This is a genomic window from Methanosarcina sp. UBA411 (assembly GCF_002495725.1).
In the GTDB taxonomy this organism is placed as follows: Archaea; Halobacteriota; Methanosarcinia; order Methanosarcinales; family Methanosarcinaceae; genus Methanosarcina.
Window position 1 is genome coordinate 271,193 of record NZ_DAGK01000031.1, and the last position, 19,458, is coordinate 290,650.

The 19,458-nt window shown below is 39.9% G+C and carries 16 protein-coding genes; 6 read left to right on the top strand and 10 right to left on the bottom strand.

Translation table 11 applies throughout. The annotated features are described in order from the left end of the window. The first annotated feature begins 1,013 nt into the window (after positions 1 to 1,013). On the top strand, positions 1,014 to 2,207 hold the full coding sequence (locus tag BP861_RS12320) for a CPBP family intramembrane glutamic endopeptidase (RefSeq protein WP_292375939.1): 1,194 nt from the start codon (positions 1,014 to 1,016) through the stop codon (positions 2,205 to 2,207). A gap of 345 nt (positions 2,208 to 2,552) precedes the next feature. On the opposite strand, the gene BP861_RS12325 is transcribed toward BP861_RS12320, so the two are convergent. The 7 genes from BP861_RS12325 to BP861_RS12355 form a co-directional block, all read right to left on the bottom strand. Continuing rightward, positions 2,553 to 2,816: a hypothetical protein gene (locus BP861_RS12325; protein ID WP_292375941.1), complete on the bottom strand. Its 264-nt coding sequence runs from the start codon at positions 2,814 to 2,816 to the stop codon at positions 2,553 to 2,555. A gap of 412 nt (positions 2,817 to 3,228) precedes the next feature. Further along, entirely contained in the window at positions 3,229 to 3,828 is a 600-nt protein-coding gene (locus BP861_RS12330; protein ID WP_292375943.1) for an indolepyruvate oxidoreductase subunit beta, read from the bottom strand. After that, the gene (gene iorA / locus BP861_RS12335) at positions 3,825 to 5,627 is read right to left on the bottom strand and encodes an indolepyruvate ferredoxin oxidoreductase subunit alpha (RefSeq protein WP_292375945.1); all 1,803 of its coding nucleotides are present in this window, start codon (positions 5,625 to 5,627) and stop codon (positions 3,825 to 3,827) included. Before iorA ends, BP861_RS12330 begins: the two co-directional genes overlap by 4 nt. A gap of 298 nt (positions 5,628 to 5,925) precedes the next feature. Continuing rightward, positions 5,926 to 6,726 (bottom strand): helicase HerA domain-containing protein, encoded by an 801-nt coding sequence (locus BP861_RS12340; protein ID WP_292375946.1) that lies wholly within the window; start codon positions 6,724 to 6,726, stop codon positions 5,926 to 5,928. 315 nt (positions 6,727 to 7,041) lie between these two features. Then, positions 7,042 to 9,060, bottom strand: a complete 2,019-nt coding sequence (locus BP861_RS12345) for a cation:proton antiporter (protein WP_292375948.1) — start codon at positions 9,058 to 9,060, stop codon at positions 7,042 to 7,044. Between the two features lie 628 nt (positions 9,061 to 9,688). After that, positions 9,689 to 10,354, bottom strand: a complete 666-nt coding sequence (gene pyrF, locus BP861_RS12350; protein WP_292375950.1) for an orotidine-5'-phosphate decarboxylase — start codon at positions 10,352 to 10,354, stop codon at positions 9,689 to 9,691. Between the two features lie 4 nt (positions 10,355 to 10,358). Continuing rightward, the gene (locus BP861_RS12355; protein WP_292375952.1) at positions 10,359 to 11,312 is read right to left on the bottom strand and encodes a deoxyhypusine synthase; all 954 of its coding nucleotides are present in this window, start codon (positions 11,310 to 11,312) and stop codon (positions 10,359 to 10,361) included. Between the two features lie 352 nt (positions 11,313 to 11,664). Here BP861_RS12355 and BP861_RS12360 point away from each other — a divergent pair, with 352 nt between their 5' ends. After that, entirely contained in the window at positions 11,665 to 12,333 is a 669-nt protein-coding gene (locus BP861_RS12360) for an ABC transporter ATP-binding protein (RefSeq protein ID WP_292375954.1), read from the top strand. Positions 12,334 to 12,501: 168 nt separating this feature from the next. Further along, a complete protein-coding gene (locus BP861_RS12365) occupies positions 12,502 to 13,296 on the top strand; it encodes an ABC transporter permease (protein ID WP_292375955.1) in 795 nt (264 codons plus the stop codon). A gap of 117 nt (positions 13,297 to 13,413) precedes the next feature. Here BP861_RS12365 and BP861_RS12370 read toward each other — a convergent pair whose 3' ends face one another. Both BP861_RS12370 and BP861_RS12375 read right to left on the bottom strand, forming a co-directional pair. Beyond that, complete coding sequence (locus tag BP861_RS12370) at positions 13,414 to 13,806, bottom strand: thioredoxin family protein (protein ID WP_292375957.1); 393 nt, start codon at positions 13,804 to 13,806, stop codon at positions 13,414 to 13,416. Positions 13,807 to 14,189: 383 nt separating this feature from the next. Continuing rightward, on the bottom strand, positions 14,190 to 14,624 hold the full coding sequence (locus BP861_RS12375) for a hypothetical protein (RefSeq protein ID WP_394339085.1): 435 nt from the start codon (positions 14,622 to 14,624) through the stop codon (positions 14,190 to 14,192). Positions 14,625 to 15,248: 624 nt separating this feature from the next. On the opposite strand from BP861_RS12375, the gene BP861_RS12380 reads away from it, so the two are divergent. Together BP861_RS12380 and BP861_RS12385 are read left to right on the top strand one after the other, a co-directional pair. Next, positions 15,249 to 15,998 carry an RNA ligase partner protein gene (locus BP861_RS12380; protein WP_292375960.1) on the top strand — a complete coding sequence of 250 codons (750 nt, stop codon included), beginning with the start codon at positions 15,249 to 15,251 and terminating at the stop codon, positions 15,996 to 15,998. 221 nt (positions 15,999 to 16,219) lie between these two features. Further along, positions 16,220 to 17,452 (top strand): methionine adenosyltransferase, encoded by a 1,233-nt coding sequence (locus BP861_RS12385; protein WP_292375962.1) that lies wholly within the window; start codon positions 16,220 to 16,222, stop codon positions 17,450 to 17,452. A gap of 21 nt (positions 17,453 to 17,473) precedes the next feature. Here BP861_RS12385 and BP861_RS12390 read toward each other — a convergent pair whose 3' ends face one another. Then, on the bottom strand, positions 17,474 to 18,343 hold the full coding sequence (locus tag BP861_RS12390) for a geranylgeranylglycerol-phosphate geranylgeranyltransferase (protein WP_292375964.1): 870 nt from the start codon (positions 18,341 to 18,343) through the stop codon (positions 17,474 to 17,476). Between the two features lie 753 nt (positions 18,344 to 19,096). Here BP861_RS12390 and BP861_RS12395 point away from each other — a divergent pair. Then, on the top strand, positions 19,097 to 19,458 hold a 362-nt coding region (locus tag BP861_RS12395; protein WP_292375966.1), incomplete at its 3' end, for a hypothetical protein.

The following is a 19,458-nucleotide window of genomic DNA, read 5'->3' on the forward strand; positions in this document are numbered from 1 at the left end:
CTCATCCCAAAACCAATACTTAGATTCATATCAATAAAAGTTACATGAACCATTATCGTGATAAGAAACTTGATTAGTCACTTGGAATTTAAAAATTCAGAAATACTAATTTAGGTTTTGAAATCAGCTGAAAGACAATATAACTGTGTATAGATTATACTATATTAACTTTTGGTAGTCGAGTATTTATATAAAATAAAGAAGTTGATGAATAATTAAATAGAGTAATAATAAATAATGATTTAATACAATTGGTAGACTTATTATGATATTATTATATATTTGAGATAATTAAATAAAAGATTTTTAAATATATTTATAAATATAAAAGTCTAAAAAAAATACTTTTTATAAGAATATAAAAGTAGAATCTCAAAAGAGATATTTGGAGAACTTAAAACGGTTCTAGCGCATACTCATTAATATATAATTATATCTGGAAGAATTCTTTCTACATACCTAAAGTTTGAGTAGATTTGCCGCAACTTATGAAGAATAAAAAGAAGGAAAATATAATGTACCGAAAATTCTGTAAAATATAATTAACTCTGTATCTTTTTTCATTCCCCACAAGGATAAATGATACTCAATGCTTAAATTTTACATAGAAAATTGTGTAGAGATGAGAAAGATAAAATTCGCCAACTAATTATCTAATTTTGAAATATTGTAATGTTACCTTCTAAGTCAATGTTACCTTCTAAGTCAAGCATTTTTAAAAGGTTGTGACACAAGCGTTACGCCTGTTAATCACACCGCTGATTGAAGTTTTCGATCAAACCTTTTCTCAAAAGGTTTGTGGTCAAGCTTTCCCCTGGAAAGGGGGCAATCAACTTATTTTAAAAAATTTATTTTAAAAGATTGTGATCAAGCAATATCATAAAAGGCTTGTAGGAATAAAGAAGTAGTGAACTATAAATAAAACTTTATATATTATTTACAATAAGAACTTGTGGAATACCAGGCAGGTCTGCACAAATAGGTGTAAATTAGCCCTGAAAGGAGAAATTTCTATGAAAAAAAAAATTATTCATAAAAAACAAAAAAAACTGAATCTTCTAATAATTATTTCAGTGCTTAGTTTAGCTTTACTAACAGTTTCTCCTGCATATTGTAATGATTCAAATAATTTCTCATCTTCACAGGCGAAGCCTGTTCTGAAACTGATACCTGCCAACAATACGGGAGAACCAGGGTTTTCTAAATTTGTCTTATCTGATGAAAATTCAGGGGCTCTCCAGAATATAGAACAATATGTCGATCTTTTTTACACATTTGGAGGAATCGGGGCAGCAGTTCTGATTATTTTAATGTATCGACATATGGCTTCAAAAGAGAAAGAATTGATAGAAAATCCTCCGAAAGATCTCTATCCGCATAAAATCTGGAAAAAATTAGGGCTTGAAGAAACAAACCAGGAAAAATATGAGATCACAAGGATCAGGCTCTTAACTGCAATACCTGTTGTGTGCATAGTCCTAGCCGAACTTCTTATCTTTGAAGGCAGAATAGAACTTGCTATAGGGATGCATATTGGAATTTTGATTGCGTTCTCTCTTTCAAATACAGTTATAAAGGACATCAAAGTATACAGGATTTATGAGGCACTAATGCTTCTCCCAATCCTGAGATTGGTAAATCTGTCTATGCCTGTGTTTTTTGAAACCACACTTTATACCTTCGTTTTCGCCTACGGTCCTCTTTTAATACCCCTGGCAATCATAGTAATGCATCAGCGAAACTCCTTTGAGCATATAGGGATTACTTCAAAAAATCTCCTAGCTTATACAATTCTTTCGATTCCGCTGGGCCTTCTGCTTGGGCTTGGAGAATACATGACCATCCATTCAGGCTACCTGATCCCTGACCTTTCCATCGGAAACCTGCTAAAACTCGCCTTTATAATGGTCTTTTTTGTAGGCTTAACCGAAGAACTTATTTTCAGGTCAATTCTTCAGACCAGACTTGAAGATGTGCTCGGTATAAGAGAAGGATTGATAATTACAGGTATTCTTTTCGGGTTCATGCATTCAGGATACGGAACCTTTTACGAAGTTTTATATACAGGTTTCATAGGAATTTTTATAGGCTTTGCTTTCTACAAAACAAGAAGTCTGCCCTTTGTTGCTATCCTTCACGGCTTTATCAATGTCTTCCTTTTCGGGATTCTGCCCCATTACTACCTGAATGGCTGGATAGGGTTTTGAGATATTCAAAAATCAATCTTAAGTTGATTAGAGGTACTTTTACAGCCTTGATTTCTGGTATTATCAAAACTTTCTGGAGTCAGGGCATGATAGTTTATTATTTCTACAAAGTCAATTTTTTTAAACTTAGACATCTAAGATGCAAACAAATCTGAAGAGTTGCCGACCCTGTAAATCAAAGATAAGTCTGAGAATGAGAACAATTGTAATACCAATCGAAGAATTATTAGAATTAGAAGTCAAACAAGTTTTTTGAGAGGAAACCTCTCAGAAAAGAATAAAAGCATTAAAACTGCCGATTTCTACAAAAAGGAAAAGTAAATATCATACTCTGTAAAGTTGCAATCAGATGATAGCATTAACCTTGAAATAGACAATTGCCGCAAAGCTCAAAAGCAAAGGAAAAATTGCCAGATTAAAAGAGTTATTAAGATACTTGTTCCATTTCTCAGATGCTGAAAGAACCTCTTTGAGAGAAAGGAGAGCTATAAGTCCAACAACTACTGCAGCCCCATACTGAGGAAGTCCAGGAGTTGTTATCATTGAAATTGCACTTGAAGCGGCAGCGCTTGAAGAAATCATGCTAGATGACATACTGCTTAGTAACATAGTAACACCCTCTACCGATAAAACACTTTTTCTAAATGATGAAGATACCTGCTTGCAGATATTGCAAATCAATTAAAATAATGTTATATTAGAAAAGTACAATACCACAATAGTATAAAAAAGTTTTCTTCTAGGACATATTTATTAAGATTACTAAATTATATTTTCCATCTTTCAGATTAATTAGCAGGATTTTCGAAAATGCAGATCTGTATCGCAGGTTCGTTTTATATTATATGTGGGAAATTTTAGCTCTGAAACGGATTCACGAATCCATTAGAATTTTGCTTGCATGTATCAAGAAAGTTAAAGAGATTTACAAAAAGATGACTTTGCAATTAGCGCACCTATCAAAAGGATATAAATTTTTTAGGAAGTGCATTTATCACTACAAAGGAGTAAGAGGAAAGGCTTAGCTTTCCTCTACTTTTTGCCTTCCTGCTTCAAAAGCCCTGAGATTTATTTCAATTGTTTTCTGTGGCACAAGAGCTTTAACACTGTCAAGCAAAGTTTCTTTTGAGATCGGTAGATAGCCCGAGACTGCCCCAACCATCACAACATTCATTGCAAGCCTATTCCCGGCTTCAAAAGCCAGCTCATTGGCATTGAAGGCTTTGACTATGTACTTTTCAGAAAGGACGTCAATAATATCTGAGACTTCTGGGTATTTCGTAAGGCCTGCAGTAACAGTTACAGGAATTATAGGATGCGTATTTACTATAATAATTCCGCCATCCTTCAGAAAATCCAGATACCGGATTGCTTCCATCGGCTCAAGAGCTAGTAGAAGATCTGCACCTTTTTTCGGGATCATTGATCCATAATCTTTCCCAACTCGGATATGATTTACAACCGAGCCTCCGCGCTGGGCCATGCCGTGAGTTTCCGCAGCCCGAATGGGTAACCCTGCAGTAACTGCGGCTTTTCCGATGATGTCCGAAGCGAGGATTGCACCCTGTCCACCTACCCCTGTAATAAGGAGGTCAAAGCTCTTTCGTTCAGCCTGGCTCATTTCTTCACCTCCTGAATAGCCTCAAACTTGCAGATCTGGGCACAGACCCCGCACCCACTGCAAAGGGCTGTGATCACAGCACATTTGTTTTCTTCGTTAAACTCAATTGCAGGGCAGCCGAACTTCACACACTGCTTACAGCCTTCGCATTTTTCAGGATCAACAACATACGGGACTCTACGTATACCTGCCCTTTTACCTGAAATCACGCAGGGCTGCCTGGCAATAACCACAGCTACGCCTTCAAATTCCTTTGCAGCCTTAAAAGCTTCCTGGGTTTCCTCAAGCCTGTAAGGATCGACAACGGACACAAATCCTGCACCCATTGCTTTGCAGAGTTCTTCAAGTGAGACCTGTACAGTTGGCTCGCCTGTTGCCGTATAGCCGACTCCCGGATTTGGCTGGTGCCCGGTCATGGCTGTAATACGGTTGTCTAGAATAGTAACCGTGATATTAGCCTTATTGACAATCGCATTCAGGAGCGAGTTCATGCCTGAATGGAAAAAGGTCGAATCCCCTATAGAGCAGCAGATAGGCCGCTTTTCCCCTGCATGGTAAAGCCCTGAGGCAACGCTGATGCTTGAACCCATACAGAGTGTTGTCTCAACTGTCCCATTCTGGATCCCAAGGGTATAACAGCCGATGTCACTTGGGTAAATCGCATCGTTTCCAAAGACCTTTTTCATTGAGTAAAAGGTTGCCCTGTGAGAGCAACCTGCACAGAGAGCAGGCGGACGGGAAGCAAGCTCAAGAGCCATATCTGAAGGTTCGGGTTCGATCTCAAGGTCGAAAGTTTTCCTTAGAGTCTCAAGGAAGGCACTTACATTTAGTTCCCCTTCTCTCGGTACAAAACCATTAGTTTTTCCTAGCACCGAAACCTCAATTCCGGCTTCCTGTGCAATCATCTTTACCCGTTCTTCCACGATGGGCTCAAGTTCCTCGAACACAAGCACGGCATCTACGGTTTCAAGCAGCTCGAGAATAAGCTTTCTTGGAACCGGATAAGCTCCGATTTTAAGATAAGAAACTTCAAGTCCAAGCTCCACAAGTGCTTCTTTTGCATACACTGAGGCAATGCCTGCACCTATTACTCCGAATTTTGCATCGGGTTTCAGCTCAAGGGAGTTCCAGGGGGATTCAGCAAGGGCATCCTCAATGGGCTGCTGGATAGAAAGGACATGCGTATGGCGCAGACGAGCGTTCTTTGGGAGCATGACCCAGCGGTCCAGAAGTTTTTCAAAATTAGGAGCCGCTTTTTCGACGGGGATTTCTCCGAGCTCAATATCAGATTTTCCATGCGAAATCCTGGTTGTTGGCCTGAAGATCACAGGAACCTCGAACTTTTCGGAAAACTCAAAAGCATAGGGCAGCATATCCTTGGCTTCCTGTGGGGTTGAGGGATCAAAACATGGCACAAGGGCAAACTGGGCGTAGCGCCGCGTATCCTGCTCATTCTGGGAGGAATGGCATGACGGGTCATCAGCAGCGATTACAATCAGCCCGCCCTTTGTCCCTGCATATGCAAGTGTCATAAAAGGATCGGCTGCAACATTCAGTCCGACATGCTTCATTGTCACCACAGAACGGACGCCTGTCCAGGCAGCTCCTACTGCGACTTCCATTGCAACCTTTTCGTTAACTGACCATTCTATATGGTAATCCCGGTCTTCTCGGGCTGCAAGCGTATCTATAATTTCCGAAGACGGAGTTCCGGGATAGCCTGCAATAACCTGCACGCCGCCTTCAAGAAGCCCGCGGGCGATTGCTACGTTTCCAAGCATGTACTCACGCATTGTCATAATTATTGTCTCCAGTATTCATACAGGAAAAAAATACCGTTATAATAACAGATTAAACATATTCTTATTGAGAGATATCAGCAAATTTGAATATTCTTATCGATTAGTGACAGCAGATTCGAAGTTCTATAAGTACAGCTTAGCAAACGAAATATGCTGTCCTTTCTGTATTATTCAAATAACACGATCAATAATATACTTTCGGATAAGTACCCTGAAGTTTTTCTTGCACGATCAGTTAACAAATAAGGGAAAAATAGAAAAGTCGGCTAACTAGTCCGACTAATAAATAAAGAACTCAATTTTTCCTGAGAAATTCTGCAAGCTTTTTAATTTCATCCAGCTCGAAATCAAGCTCTTCGCCTTTAAGAGATGCTTTAAAAATCTCTCTTCTTTCCGGAATTTCAGCCACGACATTCACGCAATTCACTGACGCCAGCATATCTTCCCTTATATCGGGTTCAACCTTATTAAGCACAAAATAAACCCTACATCCACATTGAGCGCCAAATTCATCGAATTTTTTTGAAAGCTTGAGAGATTCGTAGGAAGGATCAACAACCACAAGGATAATGTCAAAGTCCTTATCGACCCCGCGCCCGAAATGCTCAGTGCCAGCTTCGGTATCCACAATTACGAGATCGTCCTTTCCCAGGTCAAGGTTTTCAAGAAACTCTCTGGTCAGAACTCCCATTGGACAGGCACAGCCCTCTCCGAAATCATGGATTTTGCCAACCGCCATTAGCCTGATGCCGTCCTTTTCTTCAACAAATTCCTGCGGCAGGTCGGAGAAACTCCACCTATTTTTAAAAAACCGGGATTTATGCTGCGTTGGCTGCCCCTCATTACCCCCATTAGCTGCAAGCCCCCAGAATTGAGTGGTTTTCGGGGCCCTCTGCTTTTCTTTAAAGCCTTTCTTCCCTCCAAAATACTCCATAAGGTCACGTGGAGCTGCCATTCCTAGCTGGCTGTGCAGCCCGTAATTGGATTCGTCAATATCAAGCACAAGCACGTTTTTTGTTTTTGCCAATTCTTTTGCCAGGAGAGCCGAAATTGTGCTTTTTCCGCTTCCTCCTTTCCCGCACACTGCGATTCTCATATCCAGTTCACCTATCCCAGTAATTTACTCTGCTGAATTAAAAATACTTCCTTTAATAGGATTTAAACATATAAAATGCAAAATCAAATTGTGGGCGGCCACCCCACCCTAAACAGGCTGTCCGACAATTCAATTTCAGGCCAAAAACATATGAAAATTGGGCATATAGAGCCTTTAAATCGAAAAATAAGGAATTGGATAATTACCAGTAGTTATTGTCGGACAGCCTGTAAAGAATGGATTTGTGCCTCTCTGCGCTCCCGGTGCAATAAAAACAACTTTCATACCAAAGAAAAAATGAAAAGAAAATGATATTTATTCGTGAATATTTTCAAAGAGCTTTCTGACAATATAAAGGTCCTCGGGTTTTCCTAAAAGAACGCAGGCATCTCTTGCATGGAGGAGGGAGTTTCCATCAGGAACATAGATCATTTTCGAATTACTACGAATAGAAAGGACTGTCACTCCATATTTTTTCCTTAATTCTAGATCTGACAGGCTTTTTCCGTCGAAACATGATCCTTCTCCTACTTTAACAACCTGAATATCGACTCCTGGAAGTCCATCCGTTAGATTGAATCCGCTATTAACACCTGTATCGACAGTCAGTTTTCGTATCATCAAGTAGCCATTAGCTCGCAAATCGTTAACCAGCTTTTCGATATCTTCCTGTGGAACGAGATACTTTTTCAGTATGCGGAAAAAGATCTCTATTGAGGTTTCGTACTCTTCGGGAATAATTTCATCTGCACCAAGGGTATTGAGATATTTCATTTCCTGTAAGTCCCGTACTCTGGTAATAATGCAGACGTTAGGGTTCAATTCTTTTGCCTTCTTGACTATTCTCCTTGTAGCAGCTTCATCCGAGATCCCGATTACAAGAACTCTTGCATTTTTTATTCCCGCATGCTCCAGTACAGCCCCAAGCACCGCATCCCCATATTGTATATTTTCCCCTTTCATTTTTTCCTGTTTAACCGTTTCAGGGTCTGATTCTATGATAATATAAGGAATACCTGCGGTTTTTGCAGCCTTTGAAATTGTCTTTCCGGAAAAACCGAAACCTACGACTATAATGTGGTCTTTAATCTCAGGTTCGACATCTGTCTTCTCTTGAAGAGAACTTGAGCAAAAACCATTTACAAGTTTCATGCCGAAAGCCGTCTCTGAAGCCTTTCTGACAATGAAATCAGCAGGCTTGTAAGAAGCGGTAATTAAAAAGGGCGTAGCGCCCATGGTAAGGATTGAAACCGCCAGAAATGCCTGGTAAATCTCTTCTGTCAGGAGTGAATATCCCATTCCTAAACTGGAAAGGACAAAAGAGAATTCTCCTACCTGTGAAAGTGCAAGTCCGGTCAATATAGTTGTACGGAGAGGAGCTCCCAGAATGAAATTTACAACAACTCCAGCTATTGATTTTAGGACAATCAGGATGATTGTTGCAAGCACAAGAATCGGGAGGTTGTCAAGTAAATAATTAATGTCCAGAAGCATGCCTACAGACACGAAAAAGAAACACATAAATGTGTCTTTCAAGGGTAAAATATTACCCATTGCCTGCCGGCTGTACTCGGAGCCAGACATAATAATCCCGGCTAAAAGAGCTCCTAAAGCTGTCGACAGTCCGATACTCGAGGTAAAAACCGCTGCTGATAAACATATAAATACAACACTGGCTAGAAAGAGTTGTTTGCTTCCAGTCTTACCTACGTGGTAAAATATCCAGGGAAACAGAAATTTGTCGCTCAGAACAAAAACCAGAATAATGAGCAAGCCTTTGAACAGCATACTCGGAAGGGCTCCGTCAAAACTCACTGAATTTCCTGCAAGTATCGGAGTGATCAACATCAGAGGTACAATCGCAAGATCCTGAAATATCAGAATTGCAAGCGAAGTTTTCCCATGAGGAGTATTGACTTCATTTCTGTCCTGAAATACTTTAATTACTATCGCGGTACTGCTAAGTGAAATTAATAAACCGAGAAAGGTAGAGGTCGCTGAACTAAATCCTAGAGATGAACATACAACATAAACCATTGCTGTTATAAAGAGCAGATGGAGAGTTCCCCCGACCATTACATCCTTTTTCATTTTCCAGAGTTCCCCTAAGGAAAGGTCAACTCCTATTGTAAAAAGAAGAAAGATTACACCAAGATCAGAGTTTAAGTCTGCAAGCTCTCCCCCACTTAGAATGCCGATTCCATAAGGCCCTAATAGCATACCAATTACAAGATAACCCAGCACAGGAGGAAAGTCAAATCTGTAGAAAATAGTAAGAATTAAAATGCCAAAGCCAATAAGAACATCGAGATATGCCAGTAAAGATTCTACCATTTATTTTACTCCTCTGGAGCCGGAGCAGAGGTATTTAAGTGACCGGACATTTTAAGTAAGAATATTAAATCTGAACATAGACTTGGAGTATTCATTAATTATCCTCAGTGAATTTTTAATAAAAATTGGATAAGTATTTAGTTTTATCAGTAAATATAGTATTTTTGAATAAACTTGAGCTTATCATATAAAAGTATTACCTACTCAAACTATTGTAACTCCTGTCTTGACCAACTACATTTTTTAGTTGGAGGATAGAATGTTTTTATCTATTTTCACAAACGACGATGAATTTTCTATCGTGACAAACTCATTTCTACATCAAATGCTTGTTATTGAGCAGATCCCAGAACTCAATCTTGTTTCCAAAATCTTGTATTCGGAATAGTCAAGCAAGCTGTAGATCATGAAAAATAATTCTGGAATTCTTACTGTTTTAGAAAAAGCTGGTTTTGTAATAGACTCAGTACCAACTCAATGAGGATAGTAATTAACGAGATATTCAATTTTTGTGCCTCAGAACTCATAGGGCTCATCATGAAATCAGCCAGATTTTTCATCACAGGCACGTAGTTGAGATTAGAAGTGTATTTTAAAATAGCTACCTCTTCCAGAGAAAAATATTCTTTTAGTATTCTCCCCGGAGCTCAGCCTGAATTTCCTTAGCAATTTGCTGGGCAGCTTCTTTTGGGAATTCCGCCTTGTAGATGCTTCTTCCTACAATTACCCAGTCTGCTCCTGCAGCAATCACATCAGACGCTTTTCCTCCCTGAGCGCCAACTCCAGGCGAGATGATAGTTAGTTTGTCGCCGATAATTTTTCGGATCTTTCTTACTCTTTCAGGTCTGGTCGCCGGCGCAACAAGGCCGAAAGCTCCTGCTTCGGCTGCCATCCTTGCAATTGCTTCTCCGACAGGCTGGAGGAATTCGGCTCCGCCTGGGTGGCTCATTTCACTTACCACAAACACATCTTTCCCGTACTCGGAAGCAACCTCAATGCTGGCATCAAGGCTGTCTCGGCCTGTGAAGCCCTGAACAATGACGGCGTCAGCTCCTGCTTCAAATACCTGCTCGCAGATGAGGCGATTGGTATTGGGAATATCGGCAACCTTGAAATCGGCTATTATAGGGGCAAATTCTGCAAGTTCCCTGATAATTCCAAGCCCGGTAGCAAGCACGAGAGGATAACCTATCTTTATAGCGTCCACGAATTCCGAGACATCTTCTGCAATTTTAAGAGCTTCTTCCCTATCGGAAACATCCAGAGCAAGAATCATACAAGTTTTCCTTTCCATAAAATCACCTCTTTGAAAGGCGTGTACGCACAGCTGCAACCATGAGCGGGAGAGTAATAGTTGCATCTGCGTAGACAGTTACGGATTTTGCGTTTTCTCCTACCTTTCCCCAGGACTGAGCTTCGTCAAGCGTTGCACCACTCAGACCGCCGGTCTCAGGGCGGTCCATTGTCAACTGAATTGCGTAGTCAAAGGATCTGGGAGTCACAAGCATGGACTGCAGAATATAATTTTTCGGAACTCCGCCCCCAAGAAGCAACGCGCCTGCACTCTCAGCCGCATAACAAATTTCCATAAATTCGTGCATATCCCCAAAGGCATCCACATGCAGAGGATTTCCTTCCTTATATAACCAGGCCTGAAGCCCTATTACCGAATCAGGAAGAGCAGGGCAATACACAGGTACACCCATGTCTGCTGCGGTTTTCAGGATAGAGGAGTCGTCATCAAGGTTTTTCCCAATCTCGGTAAGCACCTGCCGGATCGAGAGCTTTTCTTTCGGAAGCCCGGTATAGACACTCTGTAGAAATTCTTCAAGGTCTGTAAAGTGCTGGTCAGGAAGATAAACGTCGTAAATCCTGTCTATGCATTCGTTCCGTAGCTGGATATCATTTGCACAATCCGTGCCCTTATAGTGGTGAAGACCTAGAGCCTCAACCGTGTCGTGAACCATGTTGGCTCCGGTTGTGACAAGCACGTCGATATAGCCGTCGCGTATCAAATCCGCAACAATGTTCCTCATACCTGCAGGAGTCATGGCACCTGCAAGCCCGAAAAATTTCGTAGTTTTTTCGGAAGCCAGCATCTCATAATAAATATCTACGGCCTCAGCAAGCCTGCCTGCTCCGAAGGCACAGCCTCTGTATTCCCTGACAAGATCGTCAACACTCATGCCGGGATTGATCTTTGCAGCTTTGATTGGGGTCGAAAGTTTTTTGTTTGGAGTATTGCAATCCATTCGATTTTCCTCATGAAAAGATATGATAGGACCTATTTTTGAGAATTTTCAATTTTAGATTATTTTGAACCGATGTAGGTTTACTTGAAACACATAGTATATGATAAACTTTCTCTTTACACATCCCGGCCTAAAGTGAAAATGCAATAATCAAGAGTACCTGTCTGGAATAAAATCCTACCGGAAATTAAGCGTTCTGAGAATTTTAAATATTCGGAAAATTGTTAGGCATTCTAAAAATTCTTAAGAGTTTAAAAATCATAAAACATATGAGATCGGATTAATAAGTAGAAACCTCAGGCCAGATATAACCATGTAATATTAATATCTCCCAGGATTAAGATTTAAGAACATGTCTGTTGAGCCATTAAATAACGAACTGATAAATAACGAACTGATAAAATACGAGAGTATAGGGATTTCGTTTGGTAATAGAAAGGTACTTTCAGGTTTCAACCTGACCGTAAAGAAAAATCAAAAAATCCTCTTACGGGGAAAATCCGGAGTAGGAAAAACCACCCTTTTAAAAATGCTGCTTGGCTTTACAAAACCTTCGGAAGGAACCCTCTATTTCCGGAACCGGGTAATCGATTCCAAAACCTGCTGGGAGGCTCGAAAGGAAATCGCTTATGTAGTACAGGATACCGATCTTGAGGAAGGAAAGGTTAAAAACCTGTTAGGCGAAATCTTTTCTTACAGAGCAAATAAAGAGAAACTTGACTCTGAAAAATTGTGGACTTTTATGCGGGAGCTGGAGCTGGAAGACGATATTCTTGAGAAGAATTTTCAAGAGCTGTCTGGGGGAGAAAAACAGCGGGTAGGAATCCTCATTGCCCTTCTCCTGAACAGGAACATATACTTGCTTGACGAAGCTACTTCGGCTCTTGACACGAAATTAAAAAAGAAGGTTGCAGATTATTTCCTTGCGCGAGAAGACTGGACCCTTCTGATCGTCTCCCATGATAAGGAGTGGGAACGCGACTGGATGAGAATAATAGATCTTGAAACCCAATCCTGGTAAACTTCCAGAACCAACACTCAAACAAAATAAGAAATAAAATAATAACGAGACAGCAAACAAATGATAACGAAACAATAAACAAATGATGAAAGAAACGACAGACGAAATGATAAACGAAACAATAAGTAAAACAATAAACAAAAAACAAAACCCAAGAAGACTGAAAAAATGCCGATTTATGATATAAGCTATACGTCATTAATTTTCTGTTTTTTCTTACTAGTAATTCCAATTTTCATAAGCCGAAAAATTCGGCTTGAACTCGAAAAAAGCACTCTTGAAGCTGTCTTCAGGATGTCAATCCAGCTCTTTTTTGCAGGACTTTTTCTGAACTTTATTTTTAACCTGAATAATGGGCTTTTGAACCTGGCCTGGGTAGGTTTAATGATTTTCTTTGCGTCCTACACGGCAATAAAAAGTGCAGACCTGAATGTAAAAAAACTCTTTGTACCCATTGTTATATCCATTGCATTTTCAAACCTGGTGATTCTCTTATATGTCAATAAATTCGTGATCAATCTGGAGAATCTCTTTGACGCACGCTATCTAATCCCTATAGCGGGAATGTTGCTTGGAAATGCTCTTAGAGGAAACGTGGTAGGGATCGGTGACTTTTATAACGATATAAAGCGAAACGAAAATCGTTACCTTTACAGCTTATCTATTGGAGCAGGCAGATATGAGGCAGTTATCCCATACCTGCGAAAAAGTCTAAGGGCTGCAATTAAGCCTACTCTTGCAAACATCTATTCTATTGGGATTGTCTCTTTGCCTGGAATGATGACAGGACAAATCCTTGGAGGAGCAAGTCCTCTGATTGCCATTAAGTATCAGATTACTATTATGGTCGCAATCTATGTCTCAACCCTCCTGAGTACAACTCTCAGCATTCTCACAAGCTTCGGTACAGCCTTTGACGATTACGGACTCGTAAATAAAGAGCTATACGAGAAAAGTTCATGAAAAATGGTAACTGAAAAATGCAAGAATTTGAGAACACCCACTTGAGGGTGCAAAAGCTTGAAAATACCCATTGAGAGCTAAAAAAGTTGAAAATACCCATACTTCAGATAGGGTAATTCACGCGTATCCTGTGATATCCTGTCCAATTGGAGTGCTTTTTCTTATGCATTCCTCTCCATAATTGATCATATCTTCAACTGCAGTTTTCAGTATAGAAGGATATATCTGGCCTACCTGCTCCCATACAGGCCTTCCGTGACAGAAAAACTTAAACGTAGGCGTACCCTGAACTCCGTACCGTTCAGCAGTCCAGGGACTTGTTTCAATATTTATGCGGGCAAAGACTGCCGAATTTTTGAATTCCGTTGCATAGTTCATAAAATAGGGTTCCATAGCTCTGCAATAGGGGCAAGTAGGGCTGTAGAACATAACAATAACTGGCTTTTTAGAGCTTTCTACCACTTCTCCCCATGTCATATCTTCAATTTCGATCACATTGCTTCCGTTCAATTAAATACCCCCGAAGTTTTGAATAATTCAACAGAAAGAATTAATAGAATTTCAGGCCTGTCGAAGTCAGCCATTTACTAGACTATTCATCAGACTAGTTATACTCTACTTTTATAAGATTAATATTTATGCTTAATGAAATTAAAATTCATGCATCTGCGGATAGGTTCCTTGAAAAAGTATTTTAAAATATTACTTTGCTTCAAGCCAGGAAGTTTAAAAAGTAGTGAAGAAAAAAAATCTGAGAATAATTAGAAAAAAGTGACAGAACTGAGTTTTCAGTTCTGTACTGCGCGAATGAAATCTCAGGAACTGTTATCCAATTCCTGCTAATTGACTAAAAAATTCAGGTAGAGGAGGTTGTTTACAGAAAGGTTTTTCATTTAGACCCTTTCTTCTTCACTCTCAGGGCTCATTATTTCACAAAAACATGTGCTGCAGACGTATTTGTCATCAAGGCACGTTTCTTTAAAGTTAACTTTAGGGCCGCCCGGTTTTGTGGTTGCTTCCCTGAATACATAGAATTTTTCGTTAAATTCGATTGGCTGGCCGCATCTCGAACATACGAAAGGTGGATTTTCAACCGAGTCAATTGCACACTCAATACATATCAGATCGGACTTATCCCCGTGAACCTCTTTGAACTTTATTGGTTTCATATCCAGGCTGGTGTCCACAACCAGTACATCTTCCAGCAGTTCCCGACCACAAATATTACAATACTCCTTCATTGTGTCGCCTCCATTGTTCAGAGGATTTCTCACCAATCCCTGTGCTGAGCCTACACAAGGCCTCAATATCTCCGTGTTTGCACTCAAATCATATTCCCCATTTTCAGCTTATTACCCATACTCATACCGAATCGGGCTATTTTGAGGTGTCCAATCCGGCTCAGTTTTTTACACCATTGAGCTGTGTTTTACCTGCTGGCAGCCTAATGCCAGCTTCTCAATCCGAGAAGATATCGGCCCAGAGCTGAAAAAGCAAACAATGCGAAGGAACATAATAATGTTTTTATTAAAGTGTTCTTAAAAATACTTTCCGCATTTAAGTCGAAACAATATTAGAAGATACATTACAAAAATACGTTTTAAATCGCTTTCTAGTCTCTGGTTTTAACTTCCCTATGGAAATATATGCCTTAAAACTATATACAGTTATTGATTTTGATCAAAAACTAAGTGAATAACTAAGTGAATAATAGATAAAAGATTACTAAATAAATATAAAAAAGATGAAAAACTAGTATATACTCAGAATAAAAGCTAGCAAATAACCAGAAAAAAGTTAGGAGTAAACTGAATGAAAGCTGGTATAAACAAAATGTAAGTTACTGAGTAAATAAAATATGAGGGAATAAAGAAAATAAAACAAAGAATCTTATTTATCCTTGATCAATACATAAGACGATAAAGAAGATTATACAAAAGGGTTCGAAAAAAATGCTCAAGCAGAGATTTGTGCTGGATACTACAGCATTAACGGACCTGCAGACGCGTGAGGTTATGGGCTATTCTTCTCTTTGCGAAGGAATGAAAGCTATCCTTGACCTAATAGCCGATGCTCGTCTGCATTTCGGGATAAGTTGTTATGTGCCCTATCCGTCAGTATATAAAGAGATGTATGAATTTGCTAGCCGTAATGGCTGTGACAGAGAAGTTGTGGCTAAAATAGATACCTGGCTTGTTAAAAAATCTCCGGATAGGTATAGAGTTAGCGTAACTTCTCAAATATTTCATGAATATGTTGCTTATATGCGGGATAGAATTAACAGGGGAATGGGAGTAGCAGAAGATGCGATATGGGAGGCTGCTACTGAATGTCTCTTTATGGAGAATCCACAAAACAAGAAAAAAGAATATAAGGAAGAGGTTGAAAGGGAAGTAATCGGGGGAATCATTGGCAAATTCCGGAATAAATATAGAGCTGCCCTGAGATATGGAATTCTTGATAGTGCTCCGGATATTGATGTTCTCATCCTTGCCAAGGAACTTGATGCCGCAGTTATTGCAAGTGATTATGGGATTGAAAAGTGGGCCGAACAGCTTGGGGTCCGCTTTGTGCCTGCAAATGTTTTTCCCATGATGATACAGGAGTACCTGAAGCATCTTCCGGAAAGTGAAAAAGAGCCAGAGTCAGAAAGCAGAGACAAAAGCAAAGAAGGATCATCAGAGGAAATAGAATTTATCTAACTGCTTCTATTTTTGGAAGCTATGATAATATAAAAAGTCTGAGATTTAATGAGATAAGAGGCTTATTAAATCAGATAATAATTTTGGGGTTTAATTAGGGGAATTATCTTCAGGCTTGTACTAAAGCTGTGAATCTCAGTAAAAAGTAGAGGACTTCATCATCAAGCCTTATGAAATTGTAGATTCAAGAGACTATGCCTAAGATAGTTGGGGGTAAGAGTTTGAGAAATATAGTTATAGAAGAATTAAAAGCACCTGAAGTTTACCGCCAGAGGGTTGAGGTCGTCGAGAGAAAAGGACTGGGACATCCGGACTATATCTGTGATGCCATAATGGAACAAATTTCAGTAAACCTTAGCCAGAAATACCTTGAAACTTTCGGGACTATCCTGCACTATAATATAGACAAAGGAATGCTCGTTGCAGGAGAAGTGGAAGGAAAATTAGGCGGAGGAAAAATTGTAAGCCCTATGAGACTTATAATCGGGGACAGGGCGACTTTTGAAGCGCAGGGAATAGAAATTGATGTTCCCGAGCTTGCGGTCAGTACGGCCCAGCAATGGCTCCAGGAGAATCTCCGTTTTGTGGACCCTGAAAATCTTATTTACCAGATTGAGCTAAAAAGAGGTTCTGCAGAACTTACGGATATCTTTAGCAGGGGAAAAGAAATTCTTGGAGCAAACGACACTTCTGCAGCAGTTGGATATGCACCTCTCAGCCCCACTGAAAAGCTTGTTTTCGAATGCGAGCGATATCTGAACTCAAGAAAGTTCAAAAAAGAATATCCGGAATCTGGAGAAGATGTAAAAGTTATGGGACTAAGGCATAAGGAAGATATGCACCTGACTGTTGCAATGCCGCTTGTGGACAGTTTTGTTGAATCGGAAGAGGATTACTTTAAGAAGAAAATCGAGCTACATGAACGAATTGAAGAATTTACTGCCGGGTTTGCAGAAAAAGCCAGGGCTGAACTCAAGGCCTGTATTTGTGTAAAACCGACGGTTTCTCTAAATACTCTAGACATTCCGGGTAGGGGGATAAAGGGAATTTATACCACAGTAACCGGCACTTCTGCAGAAGATGCAGACGGTGGGCAGGTAGGACGTGGAAACCGTGTTAACGGAATAATTCCGCTAAACCGTCCTGTTAGCAGTGAAGCTGCCGCAGGTAAAAATCCTGTAAGCCATACAGGAAAGATTTACAACCTTCTTTCTCACAGGATTGCAGCGCGAATCTACAATGAGGTACCTGATATTTCCGAGGTTTATGTCTGGCTTTTGAGTGAGATCGGGACTCCAATCGACCAGCCTCAGATTGCAACTGCCCAACTGATAATGAAGAAAGGGTCAGTTAGCGACGTAGAAAAAGAGGCAATCGAGGTAATGGAGAAAGAGCTAGAGAATATACAGGCCTTTTCCATGGAATTAGTTGCAGGAAAATGTCCTATTTGCTGAAAATCGCTTTGACCGGGAAAATTACACTCCGGCAATGAAAGCAATGAGGGCAAAGAACATTGCGATCTTAAACATTTTTGAAGATTTCGTAGGATTGTTCCGAGCAAGAATCTGGTAAATGGCTGCAAGAAATCCCAAGTCTGCCAGAAGGACAAGGTAAAGATACCGTATACCAAGTACCGACATACGGTAAGGAAGAGGGCTCAAAAACACAGCCAAGAACCCTATAAGTACTGCAAGGTAACTTGCTTTTTTCGCACCAACCCGCAGAGGCAGGGTATCTGCTCCTTCCAGTTTATCGCCTTCCATGTCCTCAATATCCTTTACAATTTCTCTGGCAGTTATCGCAAGGGCTGCCAGCAGGAAAAGCACAAAAAGGGCTTTGAGTCCTTCAAACCCGAAAATCGAGGCCCCAAATAGGAAACTTGAGCCTGTAAGGTAGCCTATACTCAGGTTTCCCAGAAAAGGCGTGCTTTTGAGGGTTTTTGCATAGAAGATTAGCAGCAGGGAATTAAATAAGGCAATAAACCCGCAAATCTGGTTAATTGAGAAAGCCAGAATCGCTCCCAGAGCGAACAGAATATAAGAGAAATAAAGAGCTTCTTTTAACCTTATCCTGCCTGACGGAATAGGCCTCTCAGGGCGATTGATTGAGTCTATTCTGATATCAAAATAGTCGTTAATGGTATTTCCTGCGCCCGCAATAAAAAAAACGGCCAGGAATATAAGTCCTGAAAAAAATAAAGGAAATTTTTCAGGGCTATAAGCACTCGGGGCATTAGAGGCCAGGATATTAAAAGCTATCAGTGTTCCAATTACGGCTGCAAAACCCGCCATGAGGCAGTTTCCGTATCTCATAATTTCCAGATATGTGCGTACGCCTGCAGACATCACAACAAAGCAGTAATATAAAGTATTAAAGGTATCGGATTTTGTCTGCAAAACCGCCGCCAGAGTTCCACAAACATTTTCTAAAAGGTTTGATCACAAGCCTTTTCAAAAAAGGCTTGACCGAAAACGGCTCACATTTGAGTTTGAGACAGATATACTCCAACTCTATCCGGCGTGATCACAAGCCTTTTCAAAAAAGGCTTGACCGAAAATCCCAGTAACGAAATAGCCGATGTGATCAGCTGGCGCAAAAGTTGAGCTCAAGCCGACTGATTTATGGATAATGAGGCAAAGCAATACTTGATAAGACTTATCTGCTCAATTTTCATTTAGGGATGGTGGTTTAATTGTATAACTTGTTATACATATTATAGAAGATATATATAAAGAAAGGATAATATTAAGTAAAACAAAGTTTTATGTCTTAACATTCTTACCTTTGATATCTATTAAAGATTAGCCAGTTTAGAGACAGGCAGATACAAACGAATTTGCTCTCTGAGCCTTAAATCAGAGTCTCCTTGTGTCGTAATGAGATTCGTAACACTGGCGCTTAGAACAAAGAATACATCTTAGACTACAACTTAAATTGGGAAAAATTTACTGTAAGTAAATTTCTGGATAATATTTCTATAAATTACATGATTACTCGTCGATGACCTACTGGTGTACAGACATTTCTGTTTACGGACATGTGGGAGGAGTAAATAAAAAATGAAAGTCGGTTTTTTTAATTCTTTAGTTTATATATTATTGATAACGTTAATAATTCTTGGAATGACTCCCGGCATGGCATCTGCTATAAAGGAAAATCCCGGAGACAATGAAAATTCAGTATCAAATAGCGGAAGTTCAGATACAGGAGATTCAGTCTCAGATAGTGGAAGTTCAGACACGGACACAAAGGACTCAAACACAGGTACTGGAAGCTCGGATTCAGGATCAAATAATGGAGACTCAGATTCAGGATCAAATGATGGAAGCTCAGATTCGGGATCAAATAATGAAGACTCAGATTCAGGATCAGATGATAAGAATTCAGACTCAGACTCGGATAATGGAAATTCAAATCCCGATTCAAATAATGGGGATTCAGACTCTGGATCAGATGATGG